This is a genomic window from Pseudomonas sp. PWP3-1b2, assembly GCF_049896045.1.
In the GTDB taxonomy this organism is placed as follows: Bacteria; Pseudomonadota; Gammaproteobacteria; order Pseudomonadales; family Pseudomonadaceae; genus Aquipseudomonas; species Aquipseudomonas antarctica_B.
The window spans coordinates 158,591-184,444 of record NZ_JAFCTN010000004.1; the positions used below are offsets into that span (position 1 = coordinate 158,591).

General features: G+C 60.4%; 27 protein-coding genes and 1 tRNA gene. 11 read left to right on the forward strand and 17 right to left on the reverse strand.

Going from position 1 to position 25,854, the window contains the following annotated elements; all coding sequences use genetic code 11:
* Positions 1-67 precede the first annotated feature (67 nt).
* Positions 68-409 carry a hypothetical protein gene (locus ACP7A2_RS04315; protein ID WP_426133233.1) on the forward strand — a complete coding sequence of 114 codons (342 nt, stop codon included), beginning with the start codon at positions 68-70 and terminating at the stop codon, positions 407-409.
* 219 nt (positions 410-628) lie between these two features.
* Here the strand turns inward: ACP7A2_RS04315 and ACP7A2_RS04320 are convergent, their stop codons facing one another.
* Positions 629-889: a hypothetical protein gene (locus ACP7A2_RS04320; RefSeq protein WP_426133234.1), complete on the reverse strand. Its 261-nt coding sequence runs from the start codon at positions 887-889 to the stop codon at positions 629-631.
* Positions 890-1,201: 312 nt separating this feature from the next.
* On the opposite strand from ACP7A2_RS04320, the gene ACP7A2_RS04325 reads away from it, so the two are divergent.
* The 4 genes from ACP7A2_RS04325 to ACP7A2_RS04340 all read left to right on the forward strand — a co-directional run bounded on the left by ACP7A2_RS04325 (position 1,202) and on the right by ACP7A2_RS04340 (position 5,154).
* The gene (locus ACP7A2_RS04325) at positions 1,202-1,666 is read left to right on the forward strand and encodes a hypothetical protein (RefSeq protein WP_426133299.1); all 465 of its coding nucleotides are present in this window, start codon (positions 1,202-1,204) and stop codon (positions 1,664-1,666) included.
* A 268-nt stretch (positions 1,667-1,934) separates the two neighbouring features.
* Positions 1,935-2,543, forward strand: coding sequence for a LysE family translocator (locus ACP7A2_RS04330; RefSeq protein ID WP_426133235.1), 609 nt, complete (start codon positions 1,935-1,937; stop codon positions 2,541-2,543).
* A gap of 670 nt (positions 2,544-3,213) precedes the next feature.
* A complete protein-coding gene (locus tag ACP7A2_RS04335; RefSeq protein WP_426133297.1) occupies positions 3,214-4,197 on the forward strand; it encodes a GlxA family transcriptional regulator in 984 nt (327 codons plus the stop codon).
* A 42-nt stretch (positions 4,198-4,239) separates the two neighbouring features.
* Positions 4,240-5,154 carry an ADP-ribosylglycohydrolase family protein gene (locus ACP7A2_RS04340; RefSeq protein WP_426133236.1) on the forward strand — a complete coding sequence of 305 codons (915 nt, stop codon included), beginning with the start codon at positions 4,240-4,242 and terminating at the stop codon, positions 5,152-5,154.
* Positions 5,155-5,198: 44 nt separating this feature from the next.
* Here ACP7A2_RS04340 and ACP7A2_RS04345 read toward each other — a convergent pair whose 3' ends face one another.
* The 3 genes from ACP7A2_RS04345 to ACP7A2_RS04355 are packed head-to-tail and all read right to left on the reverse strand — an operon-like array spanning position 5,199 to position 8,416.
* Positions 5,199-6,458, reverse strand: coding sequence for an NAD(P)/FAD-dependent oxidoreductase (locus tag ACP7A2_RS04345; RefSeq protein ID WP_426133237.1), 1,260 nt, complete (start codon positions 6,456-6,458; stop codon positions 5,199-5,201).
* 49 nt (positions 6,459-6,507) lie between these two features.
* On the reverse strand, positions 6,508-7,455 hold the full coding sequence (locus tag ACP7A2_RS04350) for a dihydrodipicolinate synthase family protein (protein ID WP_426133238.1): 948 nt from the start codon (positions 7,453-7,455) through the stop codon (positions 6,508-6,510).
* Positions 7,456-7,489: 34 nt separating this feature from the next.
* Entirely contained in the window at positions 7,490-8,416 is a 927-nt protein-coding gene (locus ACP7A2_RS04355) for a 4-hydroxyproline epimerase (protein WP_426133239.1), read from the reverse strand.
* A 210-nt stretch (positions 8,417-8,626) separates the two neighbouring features.
* On the opposite strand from ACP7A2_RS04355, the gene ACP7A2_RS04360 reads away from it, so the two are divergent.
* Positions 8,627-9,418, forward strand: coding sequence for a helix-turn-helix domain-containing protein (locus ACP7A2_RS04360; protein ID WP_426133240.1), 792 nt, complete (start codon positions 8,627-8,629; stop codon positions 9,416-9,418).
* A gap of 5 nt (positions 9,419-9,423) precedes the next feature.
* Here the strand turns inward: ACP7A2_RS04360 and ACP7A2_RS04365 are convergent, their stop codons facing one another.
* Positions 9,424-10,176: an SDR family NAD(P)-dependent oxidoreductase gene (locus ACP7A2_RS04365; protein WP_426133241.1), complete on the reverse strand. Its 753-nt coding sequence runs from the start codon at positions 10,174-10,176 to the stop codon at positions 9,424-9,426.
* Between the two features lie 76 nt (positions 10,177-10,252).
* Here ACP7A2_RS04365 and ACP7A2_RS04370 point away from each other — a divergent pair, with 76 nt between their 5' ends.
* From ACP7A2_RS04370 to trpC, 3 genes are all read left to right on the forward strand, one after another.
* On the forward strand, positions 10,253-11,287 hold the full coding sequence (locus ACP7A2_RS04370) for a helix-turn-helix domain-containing protein (protein WP_426133242.1): 1,035 nt from the start codon (positions 10,253-10,255) through the stop codon (positions 11,285-11,287).
* A gap of 58 nt (positions 11,288-11,345) precedes the next feature.
* Entirely contained in the window at positions 11,346-13,412 is a 2,067-nt protein-coding gene (gene treS, locus ACP7A2_RS04375) for a maltose alpha-D-glucosyltransferase (protein WP_426133243.1), read from the forward strand.
* 146 nt (positions 13,413-13,558) lie between these two features.
* Positions 13,559-14,356, forward strand: coding sequence for an indole-3-glycerol phosphate synthase TrpC (gene trpC / locus ACP7A2_RS04380; protein WP_426133244.1), 798 nt, complete (start codon positions 13,559-13,561; stop codon positions 14,354-14,356).
* 322 nt (positions 14,357-14,678) lie between these two features.
* Here the strand turns inward: trpC and ACP7A2_RS04385 are convergent, their stop codons facing one another.
* Positions 14,679-15,281 (reverse strand): glycine zipper domain-containing protein, encoded by a 603-nt coding sequence (locus ACP7A2_RS04385; RefSeq protein ID WP_426133245.1) that lies wholly within the window; start codon positions 15,279-15,281, stop codon positions 14,679-14,681.
* 18 nt (positions 15,282-15,299) lie between these two features.
* Positions 15,300-15,386 (reverse strand) — tRNA-Leu (locus ACP7A2_RS04390).
* Positions 15,387-15,608: 222 nt separating this feature from the next.
* Between ACP7A2_RS04390 and ACP7A2_RS04395 the strand changes: the two genes are divergently transcribed.
* Complete coding sequence (locus tag ACP7A2_RS04395) at positions 15,609-16,178, forward strand: hypothetical protein (protein WP_426133246.1); 570 nt, start codon at positions 15,609-15,611, stop codon at positions 16,176-16,178.
* 284 nt (positions 16,179-16,462) lie between these two features.
* Here the strand turns inward: ACP7A2_RS04395 and ACP7A2_RS04400 are convergent, their stop codons facing one another.
* The 10 genes from ACP7A2_RS04400 to ACP7A2_RS04445 all read right to left on the reverse strand — a co-directional run bounded on the left by ACP7A2_RS04400 (position 16,463) and on the right by ACP7A2_RS04445 (position 25,406).
* A complete protein-coding gene (locus ACP7A2_RS04400) occupies positions 16,463-16,990 on the reverse strand; it encodes a DinB family protein (protein WP_426133247.1) in 528 nt (175 codons plus the stop codon).
* A 96-nt stretch (positions 16,991-17,086) separates the two neighbouring features.
* A complete protein-coding gene (locus ACP7A2_RS04405; protein WP_426133248.1) occupies positions 17,087-17,908 on the reverse strand; it encodes a hypothetical protein in 822 nt (273 codons plus the stop codon).
* Positions 17,909-17,926: 18 nt separating this feature from the next.
* On the reverse strand, positions 17,927-18,274 hold the full coding sequence (locus ACP7A2_RS04410) for a DUF2493 domain-containing protein (RefSeq protein WP_375064600.1): 348 nt from the start codon (positions 18,272-18,274) through the stop codon (positions 17,927-17,929).
* 65 nt (positions 18,275-18,339) lie between these two features.
* Positions 18,340-21,054: a magnesium-translocating P-type ATPase gene (gene mgtA, locus ACP7A2_RS04415; RefSeq protein WP_426133249.1), complete on the reverse strand. Its 2,715-nt coding sequence runs from the start codon at positions 21,052-21,054 to the stop codon at positions 18,340-18,342.
* A 235-nt stretch (positions 21,055-21,289) separates the two neighbouring features.
* Complete coding sequence (locus ACP7A2_RS04420) at positions 21,290-21,583, reverse strand: hypothetical protein (protein ID WP_348060593.1); 294 nt, start codon at positions 21,581-21,583, stop codon at positions 21,290-21,292.
* 320 nt (positions 21,584-21,903) lie between these two features.
* A complete protein-coding gene (locus ACP7A2_RS04425) occupies positions 21,904-22,515 on the reverse strand; it encodes a LysE family transporter (RefSeq protein ID WP_426133250.1) in 612 nt (203 codons plus the stop codon).
* A gap of 48 nt (positions 22,516-22,563) precedes the next feature.
* The gene (gene arsH, locus ACP7A2_RS04430) at positions 22,564-23,253 is read right to left on the reverse strand and encodes an arsenical resistance protein ArsH (RefSeq protein ID WP_426133298.1); all 690 of its coding nucleotides are present in this window, start codon (positions 23,251-23,253) and stop codon (positions 22,564-22,566) included.
* A gap of 9 nt (positions 23,254-23,262) precedes the next feature.
* Positions 23,263-23,733 carry an arsenate reductase ArsC gene (locus ACP7A2_RS04435; RefSeq protein ID WP_426133251.1) on the reverse strand — a complete coding sequence of 157 codons (471 nt, stop codon included), beginning with the start codon at positions 23,731-23,733 and terminating at the stop codon, positions 23,263-23,265.
* 13 nt (positions 23,734-23,746) lie between these two features.
* On the reverse strand, positions 23,747-25,030 hold the full coding sequence (locus ACP7A2_RS04440) for an arsenic transporter (RefSeq protein ID WP_426133252.1): 1,284 nt from the start codon (positions 25,028-25,030) through the stop codon (positions 23,747-23,749).
* Positions 25,031-25,049: 19 nt separating this feature from the next.
* The gene (locus ACP7A2_RS04445; RefSeq protein WP_426133253.1) at positions 25,050-25,406 is read right to left on the reverse strand and encodes a metalloregulator ArsR/SmtB family transcription factor; all 357 of its coding nucleotides are present in this window, start codon (positions 25,404-25,406) and stop codon (positions 25,050-25,052) included.
* A gap of 176 nt (positions 25,407-25,582) precedes the next feature.
* On the opposite strand from ACP7A2_RS04445, the gene ACP7A2_RS04450 reads away from it, so the two are divergent.
* Positions 25,583-25,798 carry a hypothetical protein gene (locus ACP7A2_RS04450; protein ID WP_348058285.1) on the forward strand — a complete coding sequence of 72 codons (216 nt, stop codon included), beginning with the start codon at positions 25,583-25,585 and terminating at the stop codon, positions 25,796-25,798.
* Positions 25,799-25,854 lie beyond the last annotated feature (56 nt).

The following is a 25,854-nucleotide window of genomic DNA, read 5'->3' on the forward strand; positions in this document are numbered from 1 at the left end:
AAAAAAAGAAAATCATGAAGCGGACTGGCTAGGTGCCATGTACAGTCAATTTTTTAAGGGGATGGGCATGAAAATCTCGTTAGTAGTTTTAATTGCAGCGACGCTTTCCGCGTGTGCAGACAGCGGCCCCATCAAAGTTGGCCCCGACACCTATACCATCTCAACTCGGGTCCCTCTCGGCGGCCCGGCATCAGCAAAAGGTCAGGCGTTGAAAGAGGCGAACGTATTTTGCGAATCACAGGGGCGTGAGATCTTGCTTGACCATATGCAATCGAGTGAATGCGCGTTGCATGGCGGTTGCGGAGAGGCGGAGATATTTTTCTTCTGTTTGGCCAAAGGCGACCCACAGCTGAAACGTCAAAAGTACAGCCCTGATCCAACGCAGAAAATTGAAATCGATCAGCGTTGATAGCCAACTATCTATAGATTTCGCTCGGCACTTCGCACATTGCGAGCCTTATGCTTATCAACCCTTTCAGTCGTCAAAACCCAAAAACTGAACGAAGTCTTGCTCCAGCCCGAGCTGTCGCGCGGACACTTTAGACAGGTACTTTTCTGGCGTGCACGTCTTCAGCTTGGCAGTGCCACGCTGTGATTCATAGCTCTTGCGTCTATCACTCTATTGATATCAATCGCCATCAGCCTCAGCCCTGATAATGCGCTGACTTTTCACTTCGCCTGCATACACCGCAAGCTTCGCCTGTTGCGCTGTCAGCAACGCGACAATCTTCAACATCGCCACCGCGCCTTTCGCGCTTTGGGCGCCGGCGGCGAGGGCGGTGAGTTCAACCACCGACCAGCCAACCACCGCCGCTGCGTCGTCCAGGTCATAAAACAGTTCCTGTTGGGCGGTTCTGGGCCCGTCGAGGCCGTGTATCAATTTTTCCATTGGTTTCCCACCCGTCACATCAAAAGGTATCGGTTTGCCAGGCTACCCGTTAACCGGGCGATGGCGTATGAGCAGCTCCCACCATTGTATTCATTTGAGGAGGGCGATACCGCTAATGGCCCGTTGCGCCCCCAGACAGCGATCGCACAAGGTAATTTGGTCAGGTTTAACCCCCGAAAACGCCGCGAAAATCGGCCTGCCGTTGTGAAATGTTGTGAAGCCCCATGGAATGGCCCTTTGCCCATGCTAACGTCCGCGTCGGGGTATCGTCAGCACGACGATTTCATTCGTTTCATCGAGGGAGCAGCGCCGATGTCTACTACCGTAACGCCCGCGGCTGGCGGGTCGAACACGCCAAAGTCCTCACCGTCTTCGTTCGACGACAAGTTGAACATTGCCAAGTCCAGCAAGGTGATTGCCGATTACATGCGCCAGTCGGGCAAGTCGGCCATTAACAAGCAGGACCTGACGCAACTCGCGAATAACGCGTCGGGCAAGGTGCCAACCGACGTTTCCGACGCTGCCAAGTACATGGAGCGCCACCCGGACGTGTTCACCGCCATCGAAACCCACGACGTGGCCGGCGCCGACAACCTGTCGGGCGTATGGAACTTCGACTGGGCCGCTAATGGCGGGCTGAATGGCACGGCGACCGACGCCATCGCCAAGATGCAGGACACGTTCGACATGGCCATTGCCAAGTCGGCGCAGATCACTGAAATCAGTACCGGCAAAAAGGCCGAGCTGGACTCGACCAAGCAACGGCCACAGAACTGACGGTTGGGCGCTGCCCGTCAACCCAAACGGTTCCCGGCGCGTGCACCGGGAGCCGTTTTGTCCCTGACCGGACCGAACGGGAATCGCGCTCTATGGCGCGCCTCGAATACCAGGCCGCTGGCGAAAAACTCGCGTACGCCCCGGTCGATCCGCGCGCAGCTCGACCAGCACAAAGTGTATGCCTCGATCCGCCCCTAGCTGTACGGGGCAGCGGGCGCCATAAGCCACTACTGTCGCAGGCATAACACTACCGTTTGGATGCCGCGCCATGTTTATGTCTACAGGTTTACTGTCAGCCTTTGTGCTGTTCGCCTTCGTTTCCTCGATCACCCCTGGGCCCAACAATACGATGCTGCTGGCCTCGGGCGTGAACTTCGGGTTTCGCCGGTCGATGCCCCATGCGTTGGGGATCAGCATTGGTTTTATGCTGCTGGTGATTTCGGTGGGCCTGGGGCTGGGCGAAGTGTTCAAGGTGTTTCCGTGGGCCTACACGGTGTTGCGGTATGTGGGCGCGGCGTATTTGCTGTACCTGGCGTGGAAGATCGCGACGTCGGGCGGCCTGTCCGAGGGCAGTGATGCTCAGGGCAAACCCATGACGTTTCTCGGCGCGGCGGCGTTCCAGTGGGTCAACCCCAAGGCGTGGATCATGGCGTTGGGCGCCATCACCACCTACACGCAGGCCGAAGGCTACGTGACCAACGTGCTGGTGATTGCCCTGGTGTTTGCGCTGGTCAACCTGCCGAGTGTTTGCGTGTGGGTCGGCTGTGGCAGTGGGTTGCGCAATGTGTTGCGCGAACCGCGCTGGTTGAGACTGTTCAACCTGTCGATGGCCGGGTTACTGGTGCTGTCGCTGTACCCGATGCTGTTTGCCAGCTGACGCCATTCTATATAGCCAGGTGCCGAGATTGACCACGGCGGCACTGGCCTTACCCACTGGACGTTTCGCTAGACCGGCCAGCCCTTTTCAGGGTCTTTGGAAGCAGGCCACATCTGGCTGATACGAGCCCGTTAAGGGCGAACAATACGGTGAGTCAGGCGTTCTGCGGCCGCAGGTTTTGGGGCTGCTGCGCAGCCCAACGCGGGGCGAGCCCGCTCGCCACGGGTACTCTCGCCTGTGTCTACCAGGGCTGGCTAGACCGGCGAAATGGTCGCCAACAAGCCGATACCGATGGTCAGCACTAAAAAGCTGAACAGGAAAATTGCCATCTTGGTCATAAGGCCTCCGAGGGGAAGGGGCGGCAGGAAACGTCCTGTCGCGCTCGACATGGGTGTCGGGAATGGCGCTATTGTCCGCCAGGAACAGATTTCAATACAGACGCAGATGGAAAAGAAAAAACCGTATCAGATGGGGTTGTAGCCGCTGGCTTGCGGGCCTGAGTGGCGCCTGTGTTTATCAAGATCAGCCTTCAACAGTATCGACTCACGCTAAATCGGTTTGGTGCCACGTTTTCGCCGTTTTGGTACAGCAATCCTCTAAGATGGCGCCCACTGCACTAACAATAAGCGTGGGCTGACCCTCGATGGAAAGACGCCAGTTCAGCGGTGGCATGCAAGGCAAGAACTTGCGCTACCTCAATGACAACCCCCAGCAGCCGTCGCCGGTGACCCGCGTCGGCTTTTTGCTGCTCGAACACTTCTCCCTGCCCGCATTCACCCAAACCCTCGACACCCTTATCACCGCTAACCTGCTGCGCCCCGAGCTGTTCGCCACGCGCACGTTCGGCTGCGGCGAGGGCGAAGTGATCAGCGACCTTGGCCTGGTGATTCGCCCCGATGCGCGCCTGGACGCGTCGGCGTTGCACGACCTCGACTTGCTGGTGATCTGCGGTGGTTTTCGCACCGAACTCAAGGCGGCTGACGAGCTGATCCAACTGCTGCGCAGCGCCGCCGAACACGGCGTGGGCCTCGCTGGCCTTTGGAACGGCTCGTGGTTCCTCGGCCGCGCCGGTCTGTTGCAAGGCTACCGGTGCGCCATCCACCCCGAACACCGCCCGGCGCTGGCGGAAGTGGCCAAGGCCGCGCAAGTGACCAGCGAGCCGTATGTGATCGACCGCGACCGGCTGACCGCGTCCAGCCCGTCGGGGGCGTTCCACATGGCGCTCGACTGGATCAAAAGCCTGCACGGCAAGGCACTGGTCGAAGGCATCGAAGATATTCTGTCGTTTGAAGAGTCCCGCTACCGGCGCATCAAGCCCACGGAAAACGTCTGCGTCAGCGCGCCCCTGCGCGAAGTCGTGAAACTCATGGATTCCAACCTGGAGGAACCGCTGGAGCTGGACCAGTTGGCGGTCTACGCCGGCCGTTCCCGACGCCAGCTGGAGCGGCTGTTCAAGGAACAACTGGGTACTACACCGCAGCGCTATTACATGGAACTGCGCGTGACCGAAGCGCGGCGGCTGTTGCAGCACACGGAGCTGTCACAGGTGGATGTGCTGGTGGCGTGCGGTTTTGTCTCGCCGAGTCATTTCAGCAAGTGTTACAGCGCCTATTTTGGCTATCGCCCTTCAAAGGAAAAGCGGCTGGTGAAGTAGGATGGGCGCTGTTTATCTGGACGTTTTTATCAGGGAGAGCCAATGGCCATTTCACTTAAAGATCGTTATCGCGGCAGCCTGCTGGGGCTGGCCTGCGGTGACGCCGTGGGCACCACGGTTGAGTTCAAGCCGCGCGGGACGTTTGAACCGGTCACTGACATGGTCGGCGCGGGGCCTTTCCACCTCAAGCCCGGTCAATGGACCGACGACACTTCCATGGCGCTTTGCCTCGCCGAAAGCCTGCTGAGTAAAAAGGGTTGCGATGCGGCCGACCAGATGACGCGGTATCTGAACTGGTGGAAGTGGGGCTACCTCAGCTCAACCGGTGAGTGCTTCGATATTGGCATGACGGTGCGTGAGGCCCTGGCGGTATTTCAGGAGAGCGGCAACCCGTTTGCCGGCTCGACTGACCCTTATTCCGCAGGCAACGGTTCGATGATGCGTCTGGCGCCGGTGGTGCTGTTCTATTTTCCTGACCGGGAAAGGATCCGTCAGTTTACGGCCGACAGTTCGCGTACCACCCATGCGGCGCTGGAGGCGATCGAGTGTTGCCTGTTGCTGGCGCAAGCGATTGGCAATGCCTTGAGCGGCGCAGCCAAGGACTTGGTGTTGCACTTCCCTGACTCAACCTCGGCGGCACCGAAAGTCGCGGCCATCGCCCGCGGCGAATACCGGCATAAACCCAGCGCCGAAATTCGCGGTTCAGGCTATGCCGTGGCATCTCTTGAAGCCGCGTTCTGGTGCTTTCACCACACCGAGAGCTTTGAAGAAGCCGTACTGCTGGCCACGAACCTGGGTGATGACGCCGATACTACGGCGGCCATCGTGGGGCAACTGGCTGGCGCGCACTATGCGATGCAAGGGATTCCGGAAGGCTGGCTGGGTAAGCTCTGGATGCGCGATGAGATTCAAGAGATGGCCGATGGTTTATTGCGTGCGGCTTCAGCCGGTCAATAAAACCGCGCGGGAACGATCGGGTGTGGGGCCAAACGTGGCTTTTTTCAGAAGCGATTCAATTTAAACGGTGCCGGCGCGGGCAGGTCCGAAAACGAAGGTGGAGGCGCAACGAACTGCACCACCATCTGCGCCGTGACTGCTGCCTGGGTCAAACCCAGGTGTTGATGCCCAAACGCAAGCAGCACCTTGCCATCGCACACCCGATCAATAATCGGCAGTGAGTCCGGCAATGACGGCCTGAACCCCATCCACGGCGTCGCGCCTTCTGCACTCAGGTCTTGCCTGAACAACCCCTGGCTCAACCGGTGCAATTGCCAAGCGCGTCGCATGTCGGCAGGACGCTCAAGCCCGGCGAATTCGACGGTGCCGGCCAGGCGCAAGCCGCCAGTCATGGGCGTCATGATGAATTTGCGCTCCAGGGAGGTGACGGCAAACGGCAGGCGATCTCGCTCGTGGGGCAGCATCAGGTGATAGCCGCGTTCGGTGTCCAGCGGGACGTTTTTGCCGGTGAGTTCAGCGGTCAGTTTGGCCGAGTGGGCGCCGCAGGCGATCAGCACCTGGCGCGCGTTTAATACACCCAGATCGGTCCTCAGCGAGACGCCAGTGTCCTCAACGCGCCCCTCAAGCACGCGCTGCTTTAGAAACTGCACGCCGTGGGCTTTGGCGGCATCTACCAGCTCGCGCACCACCTGATACGGATCGAGAAAGTGGCCGGTACCCGGGAAGAACAGCCCGCCCTTGATGCGTTCGCTCAACGGCGGCGCCGCTTCGCGCACGGCCTCGCCTGACCAGAATTCCACCGGCACATTTTGCTGTTGCATGCGTTGTTGCAGAGCGTCGATGGCTTCGCGGGAGTCGGCGCGCTCGAACACCAGCAGCGAACCGTCTTCGCGCAGCAACTGCGGTCGATCAAAGGACTGCAGCAAGCGCTGCCACGCGCCAAGGCTGGCTTCATTCAGCGCACGAAGGCCTGCCACAGTGCGTTGGTAACTGGCCGGTCGCAGGTTCAGCAACAGGCGCGCAAACCAGGGCAGGGCGCGGGGCAGGTATTTCCAGTCCAGGCGCAGCGGGCCCATGGGGTCCATGAGCATGCCGGGCAGGCGCGTGAGGATCGACATGTCGGCAATCGGGAACACTTGCTCGGTGGCCAGGTGCCCGGCATTGCCGTAGGAGGCGCCCATGCCCGGCGCCTGCGGGTCGAGCACAATCACGCGCAAACCATGACGCGCCAATTGCAGGGCGCAGGCGACGCCGATGATGCCGGCGCCAACAACGGCGATGTCTACAGGGGGCGAATCGGGCATGGCGTGGCCTCTCTCTGGCCGTCGAGCAAGCTGCCAGCAGCGCGCAGGGTCAGGCGGCGTTCTGTTCAGCCGACCAAGTGGCGTACCACTGGCGAAACAGCGCGTACTGGTTTTCGGCGTAGCGGCGCTGGGCATCGCTGAGCACGTCGGTGTCGTTGAAGTGCAGGGCATAGCCCTTGTCGCCGTTGAGCACCATCAGGTGTTTGTAATACAGCACCAGGTCGCAACCCTCGTCGAAGGAGGACAACACCGCCAATGCGGCCTCCAGCTCGCGCGCCAGGCGCCGAGCCCTGGCGTCACCCTTGGCGGCTTGTTTACTCAGGGCCACCAGGTGCAGCACTTCGCGGGGCAGGGCGTTGCCGATGCCGGTGATGGCGCCGGTGGCGTTGCAGTTGACGAAGCCGTGCACCACCTGGGTATCGACGCCGACCATCAGCGTCACGTTATCGTCCTGGGAGGTGATGTGTTCCGCCGCGTAACGCAGGTCGGCGGCGCCGCCGAATTCCTTGAAACCGATGAGGTTGGGGTGTTCGCGGCGCAGCTCGAAGAACAGGTCGGCGCGGGTCGCGAAGCCGTAGTACGGGCTGTTGTAGATCACCGCTGGCAGGTTTGGCGCGGCCTTGAGAATCGCCGAAAAATGCGCCTTTTGCGCGGTGGCCGAAGCGCCACGGGACAACACTCGCGGAATCACCATCAACCCATGGGCACCGACGCTCGCCGCGTGAGCCGCATGGGCCACGGCCTCACGGCTGTTCACCGCGCCGGTGCCGACGATGGTCGGCACGCCAGCGGCCACCAAGCGCGCCACGCCTTCCTGGCGCTCGGCTTCAGTCAATAACGGCCAGTCACCCATGGAGCCGCAATACACCACGGCGCTCATGCCGATATCGACCAATTCGCGGCCTTTGGACACGAGGGCGTCAAAGTCCGGCGTGCGCTGCGGGGTGCACGGGGTCATCAGCGCGGGGATGCAGCCGGTGAAAATGGCGTCGCTCATTGTTCTGACTCCAATACGTGAAATAAGGCGAGGCTCAGATGCCCCAGGCGAAAGGGTCTTGCTCGTCGATCAGCAGCGTGCTGTCGGCGGTCATGTACGCGCGGCCAGTGATGTACGGGATGACGCGTTCGCCGTCCCATTCATAGCGGCCTTCAAAGCGGCTGCCGGTGATGCTCGCCTGGACCCACGACTCGCCCGGCTCAAGTGTTCCATCGGCGGCCAGGCAGGCGAGTTTGGCGCTGGTGCCGGTGCCGCAAGGCGAGCGGTCGTAGGCCTTGCCGGGGCACATCACAAAGTTGCGACTGTTAGCGCTGGCGTCGGCGGCGAACAGCTCGATATGGTCGATCAACGCGCCGTCCGCACCGTGGATACCTTGAGTGTCGAGGGCCTTGAGCATCGCCCAGGTGTATTCGGTGAGGGCGTCGACGTTATCCATCTGCAGCCTGTGGCCGTGGTCCGAGACCAGAAAAAACCAGTTGCCGCCCCAGGCGATATCGCCGTAGACCACGCCATGGCCGGGCAGCTCTACCGGCACCTGCTGGCGATAACGGTAGGCGGGCACATTGCGCAGGGTCACGGCGCCGTCCGGGTGCAGGGTCGCGGCGACCGGGCCGACCGGCGTGTCGAGGGTGTGCACGCCGGGTTTGATGCGACCCAGGTGGTGCAAGGATGCCACCAGGCCAATGGCGCCGTGGCCGCACATGCCGAGGTAACCGGCGTTGTTGAAGAAGATCACCCCGCACGTCGCACCGGGCGTGACTGGCTCGCAGTACAGCGCGCCGACCAGCACATCATTGCCTCGCGGCTCCAGCAAACAGGCGCGGCGCCATTGATCGTGATGGGTGCGCAGGTTTGCCAGCTGATCGGCAATGCTGTGGCCGACGAGCTTCGGAAAACCATCCAGCACCAGGCGCGTGGGTTCGCCGCCGGTGTGGGAGTCGATAACGTGCAACCGCTTCATAAAACGCTCCCTCTGTGTTCGCACTACACGATGCCCGGCAACAACATGGCGAAACCGCCGTGCAACCAGGAATGGCCCTATCCTGAACCGGCGAGCGGCGCGACGATTGATGTGTTGCGTGGGTATGGATGACGAATTCAGCACAATGTGCCGCCCTCGACAGGGCCTCGGGCATGGAGCAATCTGCTCAAAAAAGCGGAGGTTGATGTGATGTTGCAGAGCGCGTTTGCGACCCTTTGCAAAGGGAGTGAGACCCATCGCCCCCACAGCATCGAGCAGCTGTTGGCCGGCGTGGTGCAGTTGTTGCCGATGCTGGATGTGATCCCCAATGCGGCGGTCTTTATCAAGGACCTCGACGCCCGCTATGTTCTCGCCAACCGCACGCTGGTGCAGCGCTGCGGCCTCAAGCAGCTGCAACCGCTGCTGGGCAAGACCAGCGCGGAAGTGTTCCCGGCGCAACTGGGGCCGGGGTATACCGAGCAGGACCGGCGTGTGCTGGAGCAGGGTTTTGTGCTGGAAGACCAGCTTGAATTGCACCTCTACGGCACTCGCGAACCCGGTTGGTGCCTGACCCACAAATGGCCGCTGTACAACGACGAGGGTCAGATCATCGGCCTGGCGGGCATTTCGGTAGACCTGCAAACGGCCAGCGAAACGCACCCGGCGTATCAGCGCCTGGCCGCCGTGGATGAACACATCCGCAAGCATTTCAACCGCCGCGTCACCCTCAGTGAGCTGACGCGCATCGCCGGCATTTCCGTGGCGCAACTGGAGCGCTACTGCAAGCGCGTGTTTCACCTCACGCCTCGGCAGATGATCCAAAAAGTCCGCCTGGAGCATGCGCACCGGTTGCTGCACACCGCGCTGCCGATCACCGAAGTGGCGCTGCAATGCGGGTACACCGATCACAGCGCGTTTACCCGGCAGTTCAAGGCCTTGACGGGATTTACGCCAAGGCAATATCGCCAGGCAACGGCGGGCGGTCAGTCAGTGAGCGCCTGACGCGTTCAGCCCGCAATCACGCTCATGCCGCCGTCAGCCATCACCACCGAACCCACCAGGTAAGACGCGCGGTCTGAGGCAAGAAACGCCACGACTTCAGCAATCTCTCGGGGTTGAGCGGCACGTTTTATCGGCGTTGTTTCCCCGTGTCGCGCCAGGAATGCAGCGCCGTCTTCGACCACGCTGTCGAGAATCCGGGTGATTACGTCCCCGGAGCCTACGGCGTTCACGCGAATGCCATGGTCGATGACCTCCAGCGCCAGGGTGCGGGTGAGTTGTGCCAATGCGCCCTTGGAGGCGGTGTAGGCCGCTATGGTCGGAAATGCTTGATAGGCTGCGTAAGAGGCGATGTTCACAATGGCGCCCGCGTTATTCGGAATCATGGCTTTGACCGCCTCCCGGGAATGCAAAAATGCGGCCGTCACGTTCACAGCCTGGATGCTCTCCCAGTCCATCCTCGTCATGTCGATCACCTGCTTGTTGATGATGATTCCGGCGTTATTGACCAAAATGTCCAAGCGCCCGAAATGGGCGATGGCCGTGGCCACGGCATGTTCAGCCGCGCCATCCTGAGTAATGTCGGCAATCAGCGGTATCAACCCCGGCCGGGCCAATGATTCGACTGTCGGGTTTTTGTCTTCGGCAATGACACTTGCGCCACGTTCGTGCATCAACAACGCAACTGCGCGACCTATGCCACTGGCTGCACCGGTGACCAGCACAACTTTTCCTGAAAATTCCTGGAGGGTAACGCTCATTGCAGGGCACCTCATTGGGTTCAAAGGGGCTCATACGCTTATGCGATGAGCGTGAGCCACTCTGCGCCCTTGACCGATGAGCATCTGGCGTGGTCTTGTCGAACTGTTGCGATATTGCTTTTTTCTCCATGACAAACGACGCGCGCCAGGACATTTATTCAACATGACCCGCGATGGCCCAATCAATGGTGTTACTCGGCCCGCGCGAATTGCCGCCCGCCAGATGCCTGAGTTGTTTGCCCTAAGCACCGTTGAGAGCACGGGCCATTGGCTGCATCCGGATGTTCAGATTCAGGTCTATACCCACTGCGATGCCACGCAAAGCATCGTGGTGCCGGCGGTGGCAGAGCCTTTGCTCGTATTGGTGCTCTCGGGACGCGCGCGGGTACAGGAGCGCGAAGCGGGGCGGGAATGGAGCATGAGCGACGTAGGCGCGGGTGATTTCTTCCTGACCATGACTGACGAACCTTATGAACTGCGTTGGCAAACGCTGAGTGAGGCCGCGTTCAGAGTGGTCCATCTTTACCTGAGCCAGCGCTTGCTGGAGGTGGCCGCGCGGGAAAGCCTGCATCAGCAGGCCCATCTGGTGCGCCTGCGCGATGTCTCAGGCGCCAGCGACAAGCAGCTGGCCCGGCTGGTCACCGGCCTTTATGAAGAGCTGATCCAACAAGACACGCCGAGCACGCTTTATGCCGCCGGCCTTGCCCAGGCGCTCGGCGTGCATCTGGTCAGGACCTACCGCGCCGAGGTGGACGTGAAACCCAAAGGCGCGTTGCAGGCTTATCGGCTGCAACGTGTCATTACCTTGATGGAGTCATCCCTCGACAGCCGCTTCAACCTGGGCACACTCGCAGCCGCGGCGGGCCTCAGCGATTTTTATTTCAGTCGTCTGTTCCATCGGGCGACGGGCTGCTCGCCGTCCCAATACTTCATTCAATTACGTTTGGCCAAGGCTCGACAGCTGTTGGCCGTTACATCCATGAGCATTATCGAGATCGCGCTCGACGTGGGCTATGCCAGCCCCGGCCATTTTGCCCAGGTATTTCGGCGCCATAACGGGGTGACTCCGCGCGAGTATCGCCAACAGTCACCATTGCAATGCAACGAATAGCCCCCGCCGCCCCTCCTATGCTTACGAATATCCTTTTCACGAGACAGGTATTGAGCTTATGACGGCGGCTGACAACGATCATGTGAACTGGCTGGTGCAACAATCCATGCTCAACGCTGCGCGCCAGCGGGCCAAGCTTTATTCCGGGCAGGGGCGGCTGTGGCAGCAGCCTTATGCGCATACTCGGCCGCGTGATGCCACGGCGTTGTCGTCTGTCTGGTTCACCGCGTATCCCGCGGCGATTGTTACGCGTGAAGGCGGCACGGTGCTGGAAGCCTTGGGCGATGAAAGCCTGTGGCATGCGCTGTCGAAGATCGGTATCCAGGGCATTCACAACGGCCCGTTGAAAAAGTCCGGCGGGCTGTCCGGCACGCGGCATACGCCGACCATCGACGGCAACTTCGACCGCATCAGCTTTGAAATCGACCCCGAGCTGGGCACCGAGGCGCAGTTGCAGGCGCTGACGCGCATGGCGGCGGCGCACAACTCGGTGATCATCGACGACGTGATCCCGTCGCACACCGGCAAGGGCGCGGACTTCCGTCTGGCCGAGATGGCGTATGAAGACTATCCCGGCCTCTACCACATGGTGGAAATCCGCGAGGAAGACTGGCCGCTGTTGCCTGAAGTCGCCGAGGGGCGTGACGCGCAGAACCTCAGCCCCTTGCAGGTGGATACACTGCGCGACAAGCATTACATCGTCGGCCAGTTGCAGCGGGTGATTTTCTTCGAGCCCGGCGTCAAGGAAACCGACTGGAGCGCGACGCCCGTGGTAATGGGCGTGGATGGCAAGCCGCGCCGTTGGGTGTACCTGCATTACTTCAAGGAAGGCCAGCCGTCGCTGAACTGGCTCGACCCTTCGTTTGCCGCGCAGCAGATGATCATTGGCGACGCCTTGCACGCCATTGATGTGATGGGCGCCAAGATCCTGCGCCTCGATGCCAACGGATTCCTCGGCGTGGAGCGCAAGCTGGATGGCACGGCATGGTCGGAAAGCCACCCTCTGTCGATCACCGGCAACCAGTTGCTCGGCGGCGCAATTCGAAAAGCCGGCGGCTTCAGCTTTCAGGAGCTGAACCTCACCGTCGATGACATCGCCGCGATGTCCCATGGCGGCGCCGACCTGTCCTACGACTTCATCACGCGTCCGGCGTACCAGCACGCCTTGCTGATGGGCGACACTGAGTTTTTGCGCCTGATGCTGCGCGAAATGCACAGCCAGGGCATTGATCCCGGCTCGCTGATTCACGCCTTGCAAAACCACGACGAGCTGACCCTTGAACTGGTGCACTTCTGGACGTTGCACGCCCACGACAGCTACCTCTATCAGGGCCAAACCTTCCCCGGCAACATCTTGCGCGAGCATATTCGCGAGCAGATGTACGAGCGCCTGGCCGGTGAACAGGCGCCCTATAACCTCAAGTTCGTAACCAACGGCGTGTCCTGCACCACCGCCAGCATCATCACGGCGGCACTGGGCATTCGGGATCTGGATGCGATTACAGCGGCGGATATTCAACAGATTCGCCAGATTCATTTGCTGTTGGTGATGTACAACGCCATGCAACCCGGTGTGTTTGCGTTGTCGGGCTGGGACCTGGTCGGCGCACTGCCGTTGGCGGCAGACGACGTTGCGCACCTGATGGCAGACGGCGATACCCGCTGGATACATCGCGGTGCCTACGATCTGGTGGACCTGAACCCTGAAGCGGAACTGTCGGCAGGCCAGATGCCGCGCGCCAAAACCTTGTACGGCAGTTTGAACCGCCAGCTACAGGACCCGGAATCGTTTGCCTCGCAGTTGCAGAAAATCCTCGCCGTGCGCAGCGCCTACGGGATTGCTGCCAGCCGACAGATTCAGGTGCCGGATGTCGAGCATCCTGGCTTGCTGATCATGGTTCACGAGCTGCCAGCCGGGAAGGGCACGCAAATCACCGCGCTGAACTTCGGCGCCACGCCGATCACCGAAACCCTGCACCTGCCCAACATTGCGCCAGGGCCGGTGGTGGACATCATCAATGAACGGGTGGAAGGCGACCTGACCGCGGAGGGTGAATTCACCATCACGCTGGATGCGTATGAAGGCCTGGCGCTGCGGGTGGTGAGTAATTCACCGATGGTGTAGTTGCGCGTTTCTGTTGGCACGGCGCCGCCGTGCCGACTTTCGAACACAACCACGGTAGGCTGACCGCTCTGTATTGCGGGCATGCCGTACCGTGCCTTTCCCATGGCTCTGTGCGTCAACGCAATCCCACTGACAAAGGCTTGGTCATGAGCGACATTCTTGAACAGATAGAACGCTACAAACTTGAGGAAATTGCAGCCGCCAGGGCGGCGATTCCCTTGGTGGACATCAAGGCCATGGCCCTGGACCAACCCCCGACCCGAGGTTTTTACAGTGCCTTGAAGGCAAAGGAAGCCAGCGGGGCGTTTGGCTTGATTGCGGAGATCAAGAAGGCCAGCCCGTCCAAAGGGCTGATTCGGCAAGACTTCAACCCACCGGCGCTGGCACAGGCCTATGAAGACGGCGGCGCCGCCTGCCTGTCGGTGCTTACCGACACGCCAAGCTTTCAGGGCTCACCGCAATTTTTGATCGAGGCGCGTAACGCCTGCAGCCTGCCCGCATTGCGCAAGGACTTCATGTTTGACGGCTATCAAGTCTACGAAGCGCGGGCCTGGGGGGCGGACTGCATCCTGCTGATCATGGCGTCATTGAGCGACGGCCAGGCCGCCGAGTTCGAAGGCCTGGCGATGAACCTGGGCATGGATGTACTGGTGGAAGTGCACGACGAAGCCGAGTTGCAGCGCGCACTGAAACTCAACTCGCCGTTGCTGGGGGTGAACAACCGCAATTTGCGCACCTTTGAAGTGAGCCTGTCGGTCAGCGAGCGATTGGCATCCATGGTGCCGGCAAGCAAATTTCTGGTCGGCGAAAGTGGCATCTTCAGCCATGCGGACTGCCAGCGCCTGAAAGGCTCTGGTATCAACACCTTCCTAGTGGGTGAAAGCCTGATGCGCCAAGAGGATGTGGCAGCGGCAACCCGCACGCTGTTGAGCGGCCACGCTTAAGCGCCACAACGCTCGCAGGCAACACCTGAAGCGCTTATTGACCGTTCAGCGCAATGCTTCGGGGAGTGCGGGTGATTTCAGGCGCCTTGTCGAGAAGGAATGGCGCGGCTGAACTACTCTTGCACTCAAATGATCGTAGTGCGATCAATTAATCTGCCGACGGGTAAACATGGATAAGCGGCTTGCGGGTCTTTCATTTCTGCTAACGCTCGGCTGGGTGGCCGCCGTCGCCTTTGTGATGTGGTTTTTTTCGAGAGCCTAGCGTTGATGGCATGAAAAGGCCCACATGCAGTGGGCCTTTTGCCGGGTGGTTATCAACCCATCAATCGTGTTTGTTCTTGTGTTTGTGCTTGTTGTTGCCTTTATGCTTGCCGCCACCGGACCGATGACCGCTCTCGTCATCCGCCAGGTTATTGCCCAACGCGCCGCCCGCGGCTCCACCGACACCTGCACCGATGGTTGACCCGGTTGCGCCGCCGAGGCGATTGCCGATGAGTGAGCCACCCGCAGAACCCAGCCCGCCACCAATGGCAGCTTCGGTTTTATTGCCCTTTTGAGCGCCAACCGCGCCGCCAGCTGCTCCACCTAAACCTGCACCGACAGCAGCGCCGGTCGATCCGCCCATTTGTTGGCCGACGATATTGCCCAATGCGCCACCCACGCCGCCGCCCAGCGCTGCGGTGCCATCTCCTGCGGCCATCGCGCCTTGCGAAATCAGGATGCCCAGTGCCAGGGTCGGAAGTGTCATTTTCATTTTTTTTGTGCCTCTGAAGGTTGCCAGCAGGCGCTCACGGTTTGAAGCACGCCCACCGTTCAGATTAGAACAGATTGGTGAGTAAGCCGTCGGAGTTTGATGGGCGGTGGGGGAGACGAGAATAGAGGGTAACGAAGCACAAACAATAAGGGCCTGCATGAGATAACTCATGCAAGCCCTTGATATGTATGGTGCCCGAAGCCGGAATCGAACCGGCACGCCCTTACGAGCGGGGGATTTTAAGTCCCATGCGTCTACCAGTTTCGCCATTCGGGCGGTAGCGCGGTGAAGCAGGGTTGGGAATATATAGACCCAGGCGCATCGATGCAAGGTCGAGAGGCGCGTTTGCACAAATCTGCTGCTGAAAAAGCGTGATAGATCAGTGATCTACATAAACCTGTTGGCGCACTGCCGAGGATTTTTTGCGCGCGGGAACAAGTTCTCGGAATTCCAGTCATAGCGATATGCCATCCCGGCAGTTTCGAAAGGAATCAGTTGATGCTCAGTGTTCGCAAGCCTTCTTGGATGATTGCTGCAAGCGTAATAGGGCTGTTTGTCGCCATGGGCGTGAATACGGCGCAGGCGGAGAGTGACGTGCAGTGGGGCAGTTTCGGGCCAGGCAGTAATGACAAGTTTACGACCAGTTCTTCAGAGGGCGCCAAGCGCGTGTTGTCCACCAGCACGTTCAGCGTGGGCGATCTCGAAAAATTGCTGGAGGCACAGAAAAGCGACAACTACGAACTGCAGAGTTTGAAAGGCAAGCTGGATGAGCAGGCGCGCTATTTTGATGAGTTCAAGCGCAAGGACGGGTCCAGTTCAAGTGCCAGCGACAGTCAGCTCTCCGATTTGAAGCGCACGGTCGCGGATCAGAAGAGTGTCATCGACAAGTTGAAAAGTGAGGTGGATGACTTGAAGCGAAACTCAAGTTCCAGTTCAAGCTCCAGTTCCAGTGAACTGTCCCAACTCAAAAGCGAAGCCAGTGATCAGAAACGCAGCATTGAGGAGCAAAAACGCAGCCTGGACGATCTCAAACGCAGCCTTGATACGCTGAGTAGCAAGGTCAAATAACTTTGTCCTGAGGGCCACCCCTTAATGGTCCTTAGGTAGAACAGGCGACGAGTACCCTGTGGCGAGCGGGCTTGCCCCGCGTTGGGTTGCGCAGCGACCCCAAGAACAGCCGCCACAGAGTGCCTGACTCACCGCATTTCTCCTTTTAGGGTCGCTGCGCAACCCAGCGCGGGGCAAGCCCGCTCGCCACAGGGATTGTGTTTGGTCTAACCCTGGCCATTGAAAGCGTTGAGCAGTTGCCCGCGCCTGATGCAGGCCTATGCCGAATTCAGCGCACGCTGAGTTCAGTCGATCAGCGCGAGCAAGTCGGTATCGCCCACGTCCACGCCCGCCTGGCTCAGCAGCGTCGTTGCCTGGCCCCGGTGGTGGGTTTGATGGTTGAAAAAATGCATCAGCAGGCCGAAGAACGGTTTGTCGGCCGCCATGCCGCGCATGTTGTGGTAGTGCAGATGATGGTCCAGGTCTGATTCACGCAGGTCGCGGGCCCATTCAGTGATGAGCGGGTCCAGCCAAAGGCGCCGGGCCGTGAGCTCGCGGATATCGGCGAAGGCCAGTTGTTTGAGGTCTGTCGGCATGTCGACAGCACTTAACGGTGCCAGCGCCGAGAAGCCAGCCGGGTGCGTGGCAAAGCGCTTGAGCCAGACGGTGTCACCCAGCGTCAGATGGTTCAGCGTGCCGAGGATCGAGCCGAAGAACGCCTGTCGATCCTCGCTCAGCTCTGCGTCCGTCAGCGTACTAGCCGCGTCATACACCTTGCGGTTCATCCAGGCGTTGTAGTCTGCCAGCAGCGTAATGTGCTCGATGCGGTTCACCGGTGTTCTCCTTCAATGGCGCGTGAACGCCATCATAAAGCGTGCCCGCCCGGCGGTCATGGTGTTCCCGCAGCGGCGGGCTATGGTTGCCAAGTCCTAGAAGCGCACGGTGGCGCCGGTGGTCAACCATCTGTTGCGCTCGCCACTGAGGCTTTGCCCGACCACCACATCCACATCCACCAGCGTACCCAGATGGAATCGCGGCCCGGCCTGCCACGCCTGGTCGCCGCCTTCCTGGCCGTAGCGCTCACCGATCAGCGTAAGTGCGTCCGCTACCTGATATTCAAACCCGGTGCCCCACGTCAGGCGGTGGGTTTGCTCGCCACCGTTGTAGGCGTGGGCCCAGCCGCCATTGAAGTTCAGGCGCAGCGCTTGCACGGGTTGCCAGGTCAGCGGCACCGTGAGGTCTGCGCCGTCGAAGGCATGTTGGCGGTCCAGCGCGACATGCCCGGTTGCAGACACCGCCAGTTGCAGGCCCAGATCTTCCCGCGACCACACCTGCGCCTTCACTTGCGGGCTGACCTGGGTTTCGGCGTCTCCGGCCTCGCTGGCGCGCGACAGTGCCGCGCTCCATTGCACCGATGGCAATGCACTGAAGGTGCAGGCCGGGTTGAGGGCTTGGTTATGAACGTTGCCTTGATGCCGATTGGCGGTGTACCAGGCGTCCACATTGCATTCGCCCGGCGCATTGACCGCGCCGTCATCCACCACATAGGCACCGCCAGCGGCGTAAGCCTTGGAACACAGTGCGGTCAGCAATATCAGGCCCAGGGTGACGCCGATAAAGATCAGGTTACGTTGCAGTGCGCGGCGCTTGGCCGGTGGCAGCAGCAACAAGGTATTGCGCGCGCCGCGATAGTGACGCGCACGGTATTTGGCGAACCCGTCCTTTTGAATCGGGGTATGTTTTTTGTGCATGATGCACCTCGCTTGAATTCAGCTTTCTACGGTCAGCACCGGAATGCCGCTGGCGGTGGCCTGGCAGACCAGCTCGGATGTGTCGTCACCACCCGGCAGGGCGATGACCACATCGGGGCGGCTGTCGGTCAGCATGAAATGATTGCGCTGGCGTTCTGCCTGCTTGCCGTGGCGTTGCCAGTTGGGCGGGTAGCGCACCACGTCGATGCTCATTTCCCGGGCCCATTCCTCAATGTCGCTGCCGAGGAACTGGTTGCCGCCGTGGATCAAAACCTGCACCGGGCGCAGGCGGTGGTAAGCGTCCAGCACGTGGCGGGACCTTTTGGTGTCGGCGTAATGACGACCTGCACAGATCAACACGCGCATGGGTCAAATCCTTGTAGTGCACGGCAGCGGCCGGGCGGCCGCCACCGTTTAAACGGCGGGGGAGATCAGTACCACTGCTTGAAGCGGCGGATGTAGATCGTTTTCATCAGTTGCGCCACGCAGCAGTAGGCCAGCAGGGTGCCAACCAGCCATGGGAAGTACGCCAGCGGCAGCGGCTCCAGGCCAACCAGGGTGCCCAGCGGCGAGAACGGCACGTAGATCCCGAGTGCGATGACGATGGCGGTCATCATCAATACCGGCCAGGCGGCCGTGCTTTGGAAGAACGGGATCTTGCGGGTGCGCAGCATGTGCACCACCAGGGTTTGCGAGAGCAGCCCTTCGATAAACCAGCCGGACTGGAACAGGGTCTGCATTTCCACGCTATTGGCGCTGAACACGTACCACATCAGTGCAAAGGTGGTGATGTCGAAGATCGACGACGTCGGCCCGATCCAGATCATGAAGCGGCCAATGTTTTTTGCGTCCCACTTGCGTGGTTTGGCCAGGTATTCCTTGTCCATCTTGTCCCACGGCAAGGCCAGCTGGGAGATGTCGTACATCAGGTTTTGCAGCAGCAAGTGGATGGCAAGCATCGGCATGAACGGGATGAACGCACTGGCGACCAGTACCGAGAACACGTTGCCGAAGTTGGAGCTGGCGGTCATGTTCAGGTACTTCATGATGTTGCCGAAGGTTTCGCGGCCTTTGAGCACGCCTTCTTCGAGCACCATCAGGCTCTTTTCCAGGAGGATGATGTCGGCCGATTCCTTGGCGATGTCGGTGGCGGTATCCACCGAGATGCCCACGTCAGCATCTCGCAGCGCCGGCGCATCGTTGATGCCGTCACCGAGGAAACCGACCGTGTGACCGTTGGCCTGCAGGGCTTTCAGCACCCGGGATTTCTGCAGCGGCGTCAGCTTGGCAAACACCGTGCGCTCTTCCACGCGGCGCATCAGCGTGGCGTCGTCCATCGCTTCGATTTCCACGCCCAGCAGTGGCTGGCCGGGTTCCAGGCCGACCTGGCGGCAAATCTTGCTGGTGACCACGGCGTTGTCGCCGGTCAGCACTTTGACCGCCACGCCAATCTGTTGCAGCGCCGCAATCGCCGGGCCTGCGGTTTCTTTCGGTGGGTCCAGGAAGGTCAGGAAACCCTGGATCACCAGGTTGCGTTCATCGGTGGTGGTGTACTGCTGGCGTGCCAATGCCTTGGGGATATTGCGCGTGGCAACCACCAACACGCGGAAGCCGTCCTCGTTGTAGTCGTTGGCCAGGGCCAGCAACTCCTCACGGCGGCGATCATCCAGCGGCACGGCTTCGCCGGCCACCATCATGTGCGTGGAAATGCTCAGCATCTCCTCCACAGCCCCTTTGCACACCAGCAGCTGGTCGCCGGCGGCATCCTTGACCACGATCGACAGGCGACGGCGCACAAAGTCGAACGGCAATTCATCGACCTTGCTGTAGGCAAACGGCACCTGAAACTTCGGGTTCTGCGCCGAGAACTGCACTACCGCCTGGTCCATCAGGTTTTTCATGCCGCTCTGGTGAAAGCTGTTCAGCCAGGCCAGGGACAGTACCGCGTCATCCCGTTGGCCAAGGGCGTTGACGTGGTGTTCAAGGATGATTTTGTCCTGGGTCAGGGTGCCGGTCTTGTCAGTGCACAGCACGTCCATCGAACCGAAGTTCTGGATCGCGTTGAGGCGCTTGACCACCACTTTGCGCTTGGCCATGGCCGTTGCGCCCTTGGCCAGGTTGGCGCTGACGATCATCGGCAGCATTTCCGGGGTGAGGCCCACCGCAACCGCCAGGGCAAACAGGAAGGCATCGCCCCAATCGCCTTTGGAGAAGCCATTGAGCAGGAACACGATCGGCACCATCACCAGCATGAAACGGATCAGCAGCCAGCTGACGCTGTTCACCCCTCGGTCGAAGGCGGTTTGCACCCGCGAGCCGACAATCGCCTTGGCCAGCGAGCCAAAATAAGTGCGCGGCCCGGTGGCAACCACCACGGCTTTGGCGCGGCCGCTGACCACGTTGGTGCCCATGAAGCAGATGTTTGGCAGGTCGAGCAGGTTGCCCTGGTCGGCGGCCATCGAGGAGGCGGATTTTTGCGTCACGTCACCGAGGGTGTCGTATTTCTCCACCGGCAAGGCTTCGCCGGTGAGCACGGCCTGGCTGATAAACAGGTCACGGGATTCGATCAGGCGGATATCGGCCGGGATCATGTCGCCTGCCGACAACTGCACGATATCGCCCGCCACCAGCTCGCGCATCGGCACTTCACGCAGGATGGGCTGTGCGCCCACTTGCTCGCGGCGCAGCACGGTGGCGGTGGTGCGCACCATGGCTTTCAAGGCTTCGGCGGATTTGGCCGAGCGGTGTTCCTGCCAGAACCGCAGCAGGCTGCTGAGCAGGACCATGGTCATGATAATGATGACCTTGGTCAGGTCGACTTCTTCACCGGCTTGCAGCGGCAACCAATAGTCGGTAACAAAGCTGATGCCGGCGAGGGTCAGCAGTACGTAGATGAAAGGGTTGTTCAGTGCCTGCAGGAACTGGACGATGGCGTGAGGCGGCTTGTCGTGGGCCACTTCGTTATGGCCTTCCCGTGCCAGGCGCGCCGAGGCGTCCAGCTCGGTCAGGCCGTCGGTGGTTGCGCGCACATTGGCAAGGGTGGCCGACAGGCCATTCTGGGCTTCGCGGGCAGCACGCATCGACAGCTTGGTGTCGGCGTCGGTGCCATTTTTCTTGTGCAGTGGCGTGTTTTTTACGGCGCTCATTGTCTGTACTCCTGTCGCCAATTCTCGACAAAACATACCCGGTACTTACCTGACTACAGGCGAGCGAAAGCATGCCGAGCCGCGGACTTCGCGATCGGTTTAAATAAGGTGTTGATATAACTTCTGCAGGGCCCGCTGCTGACGCGTTAGTTAACTAGCGCGCAGCGGGCTACTACTGGACATGTTCATAAAGAACTCCAGACTGTTTATCAGAAAGTTGCTGTTTCCAGCGAGGTTAAGCGGCCCGGGCGCTCACGTATAACGTGAACATCAGGCTGGCTTGAGCCCGCATGGAAACCTGAGGTCTCTGCGGGTCTTGAGGGTCGGCGTGGTCCCAATGTTGCAGCAGGTGGCCGCTGTCCGGGCAGACACGCCAATGCGCCAGCGGGGGAGCTGGTCGCACGTGCAGGGAAGGTGCAGCAAAGGCCGAGCGGGTAGGGGAAAAGCCTACAGGCTCGCGGCACAGCTTGGCGCGCAGGGCTGCGGCGAGCGTGCGTATATCGGGCAAAACAATTAATTGAAAGGTCATAACACACCTCGGGACCGGACGAGCGACCGGTGAGGCAGTTACGGTGGAGCATCGAGCTCTAGCGCAGCTTACCGGACCTGGAAGGCGAGTCCTGTCATATTCTGGGTTTGGCGCCCGACGCCCGCTGATGCGGTGCTCGGACAGCGACTAGATACTGTGTCCATTGGCTTCTTTTGTGAGGTTTAAAAAAGGCCCCAGTTGCGGGCAGGGGCAATCTACTCAGACCGTTACAAAATGTCAACGGATGATTAATTAAAGTGCCGGGTGTTCAGACTCTATTCAGACACGCTGCACTATGAAGTTGCGCGCAATATATAACTTCATATCCCCTGAGCGGCCAGAACAGCGAGATATAACAACACCATCCCACAGGTCCCGTAACTGACCCGTTGCCACAACGGCGATGCGTTCTTGCGCAGCAGGTTGACCAGCGCGGCGGTAAGGAAACACGACAGCACCGACGCGAGCATGAAGCCCGCAAAAAACATCAGCGTTTGCCCATGGCTGGGCGTTGTGCCGACGATCCCGGACAAGGCGCTGCCAAGTGCGCCCCAGTAAACGATGTTCTTCGGGTTGGCCAGGGAAATCGCCGCGCCGACTGCCAGCGCATTCTGCCCGGTGCCAGCCGGCGCACTGTCGGCTGCCGGCAAGTGCCAGGCATCGATCAGGCTGCGCACGCCCAGCCAGGCCAGGTACACCGCGCACACGATGGTCAGCGGCACACGCACCGCATCATGCTGGATCAGCAGCGCAATGCCCGTCAGGCCAATCACTGCCCAGACCGCATCGCCCACCAGTGAGCCGAATTGCACCATCAATGCTGGCGTAAAACCGTGAAGCAGGCCACGGCGCAACGTCTCCGCCAGCACCGCGCCGGGGGAGAGGCAAAACACAAAACCGAATACCAGAGCGTAGAAAAAGATCGTCAACATGCCCGCGTCCCTTCGAGAAAGTGCGAGAGCATACGACGACTCAGGTGATCAGATCGACCGTTGATTGACGCGCTGTGACAGCTCATCCGCGCTTTCCTTGCGCTCCGAGTAGCGGTCGACCAGGTCCGGACGATCGCGCAGCATCAGGGTGAACTTCACCAGTTCTTCCATCACATCGACGACGCGATCATAAAGCGCCGAAGGCTTCATGCGGTCCTGATCGTCGAACTCCATAAAGGCTTTGGGCACTGAGGATTGGTTGGGGATGGTGAACATGCGCATCCAGCGGCCAAGCACGCGCAATTGGTTGACGGTGTTAAAGGATTGCGAACCGCCAGACACTTGCATCACCGCCAGGGTTTTGCCCTGGGTAGGGCGCACGGCGCCCAGTGCCAACGGTACCCAGTCCAGCTGGGCCTTGAACACCGCCGACATCGAGCCGTGACGTTCCGGTGAGCACCAGACCTGGCCTTCGGACCATTGCATGAGGTCCAGCAGTTCCTGGACTTTGGGGTGATCGCCTGGGGCATCGTCCGGCAACGGCAGCCCCGACGGGTTGAAAATGCGTGTGTCGGCACCGAAGTGGCGTAACAGGCGCGCCGCTTCCTCCACCAGCAAACGGCTGAATGAGCGGGGCCGGTTGGAGCCATACAACAGCAGGATGCGCGGCGCGTGGGTGGAGCCGGTGTGCAAGGGCGTTGACAGGCGTGTGTCGAGGTTGGGGAGGGTAGTCATCAGCGTCTCCGGCTACAACCGCGCAATGCGGTCGAGTTCAGCCTTCAGTTCAACAGGGCCGAGGCGGGCAAAGGGCAAGGCGAAAAACGCCTCGCAGCGGGCGGTGATGATGGCCATGGTCGCGGTGAACGCGGCGTTGAGGCTTTCCTCGTCGCCTTGAACGTCAGACGGATCTTCCAGGCTCCAATGCGCCTTCAGTGCCGGCCCGAAATACACCGGGCAAGCCTCACCGGCGGCCTTGTCACACACGGTGATCACCACGTCCGGCGGGCTGCCTTCAAACGCGTCGTTGCCCTTGCTGTACAGCCCGTCGGTGCTGATGCCGGCCGCCTTCAGGGCGGTCAAACTGCGGGGCAAGACCTGGCCCTTGGGGAAGCTGCCGGAGCTGATCGCCTCAAACCCCGGTGGCGCCAGATGATTGAACAGTGCTTCTGACAAGATGCTGCGGCAGCTGTTGGCCGTACACATGAACAAGACTTTCATTGCGGGTTCTCCTTCAGACACTCAGGCGCAGGGCGAGGGCGGCCAGGGTAATCAACAGCACCGGCAAGGTCAGCACAATGCCGACCTTGAAGTAGTAACCCCAGGTGATGGTGATGCCTTTGCGCGCCAGGATATGCAGCCACAGCAAGGTGGCGAGGCTACCGATGGGAGTGATTTTCGGGCCCAGGTCGCTGCCGATCACGTTGGCGTAGATCATCGCGTCCCTGACCACGCCCACGGCGTGGCTGGATTCGATGGACAGTGCGCCGATCAACACCGTCGGCAAGTTGTTCATGGCCGAAGACAGCAGCGCCGTCAGCACCCCGGTGCCCATGGCCGCGCCCCACACACCGTAGGTGGCGAAGGTATCGAGCCAGGTGGCGAGATACGTGGTCAGCCCGGCATTACGCAGGCCGTAGACCACCAGGTACATGCCCAGCGAAAACACCACGATCTGCCACGGCGCGTCTTTGAGTACCTTGCGCGTGGAAATGGTGTGGCCTTTGGCGGCGATCACCAGCAGCAGCACAGCACACGCGGCGGAAATCGCGCTGATGGGAATGCCCAGCGGCTCCAGGGCAAAACAGCCTACCAGCAGAATGCCCAGTACCCACCAGCCGGCGCGAAAGGTGGCGCGGTCGTGGATGGCACTGGCGGGGTCGTCGAGGTCGGCAGGGTCGTAGGTCCGGGGAATGTCGCGACGGAAAAACCACAGCAATACCGCGAGGGTTGCAGCCACGCTGACAACGTTCACCGGCACCATAACCGCGGCGTATTCGTTAAAGCCGATCTTGAAATAGTCCGCCGAAACGATGTTCACCAGGTTCGACACCACCAACGGCAAGCTGGCGGTATCGGCGATAAACCCCGCGCCCATCACGAAGGCCAACGTGGCCGCCGGGGAAAACCTCAGCGCCAAAAGCATCGACATGACGATGGGCGTGAGGATCAACGCCGCGCCATCATTGGCAAACAACGCCGACACCAGCGCGCCCAGCAGCACCATATAGGCAAACAGCCGACGGCCTCGCCCGCGCCCCCAGCGCGCCACGTGCAGCGCGGCCCAGGCGAAAAACCCGGCTTCATCCAGCAGCAGGCTGATGATGATCAGCGCGACAAAGGTGCCGGTGGCATTCCAGATGATGTGCCAGACCACGGGAATATCGGCAAAGCTGATCACGCCACACGCCAGGGCCAGGATTGCGCCCAGCGTTGCGCTCCAGCCTACGCCCAGGCCCTTGGGCTGCCAGATGACCAACACGATGGTGAAGATAAAAATCGCAATCGCGACAAGCATGAATAAACGCTCCGATGGTTCAGCAGCAGGTGCTGGCCCGTTGTGGTCTGTCGCCCATTGCATCAAGACGCTGCGCGTCGCTGTGCAACCATGGCTGGTTGGCTTGCAGGGTGGTGTCCAGCACCTGAATCACCCAGGCGGGCAGTGCCGGGTTGATACGGTAGTAAACCCATTGTCCCTGACGGCGATCCAGCAACAGCCCGCAACTGCGCAGTTGCGCCAGGTGCCGGGAAATTTTGGGCTGGCTGTCGTCCAGAGCATGGATCAGTTCGCAGACGCAAAGTTCGCCTTCGCGATGGATCAACAGCGTCAGCCGCACCCGGGTGGCATCGGCCAGGCACTTGAACACGGTGGGCGGGGAGAAGAGATCAGGCATGGCCAAGGCTGCTTATATATGGAGTTTCGAATATACGGATACCCATATATGTAGGTCAAATCCTTAATTTTTCTGACGTGGATCAAATGACCGTCAGTCGGCCACAAGTGTTTGAAATTAAAATGAAACATGAATGTCCTAAAGTCCCGCCCATTGCTGAAGAAGGAAGAATTCGCGTGACCCGTGCCACTCGCAACCTGCGCAAGACCCTCGACTCCGTCGCGGACAATAACGAAACTGCGGCGTTTGACCTGATGCGTGCCGTCGAAAAACTAGGCGATGAGGTGCTGCGCCAACGCCTGCTCAACACCATTCACCGGCTCAACCAGGACGCCTACGAACTGCGCGTAGCGCGCGATTGCGTCGAACAGGTGTCGGTAAAGCTGGCCTGAGCAATATCATTCAAGACAAGCCCCGAGTGACGCTGGCATGCTTGTCGACTGTCTGT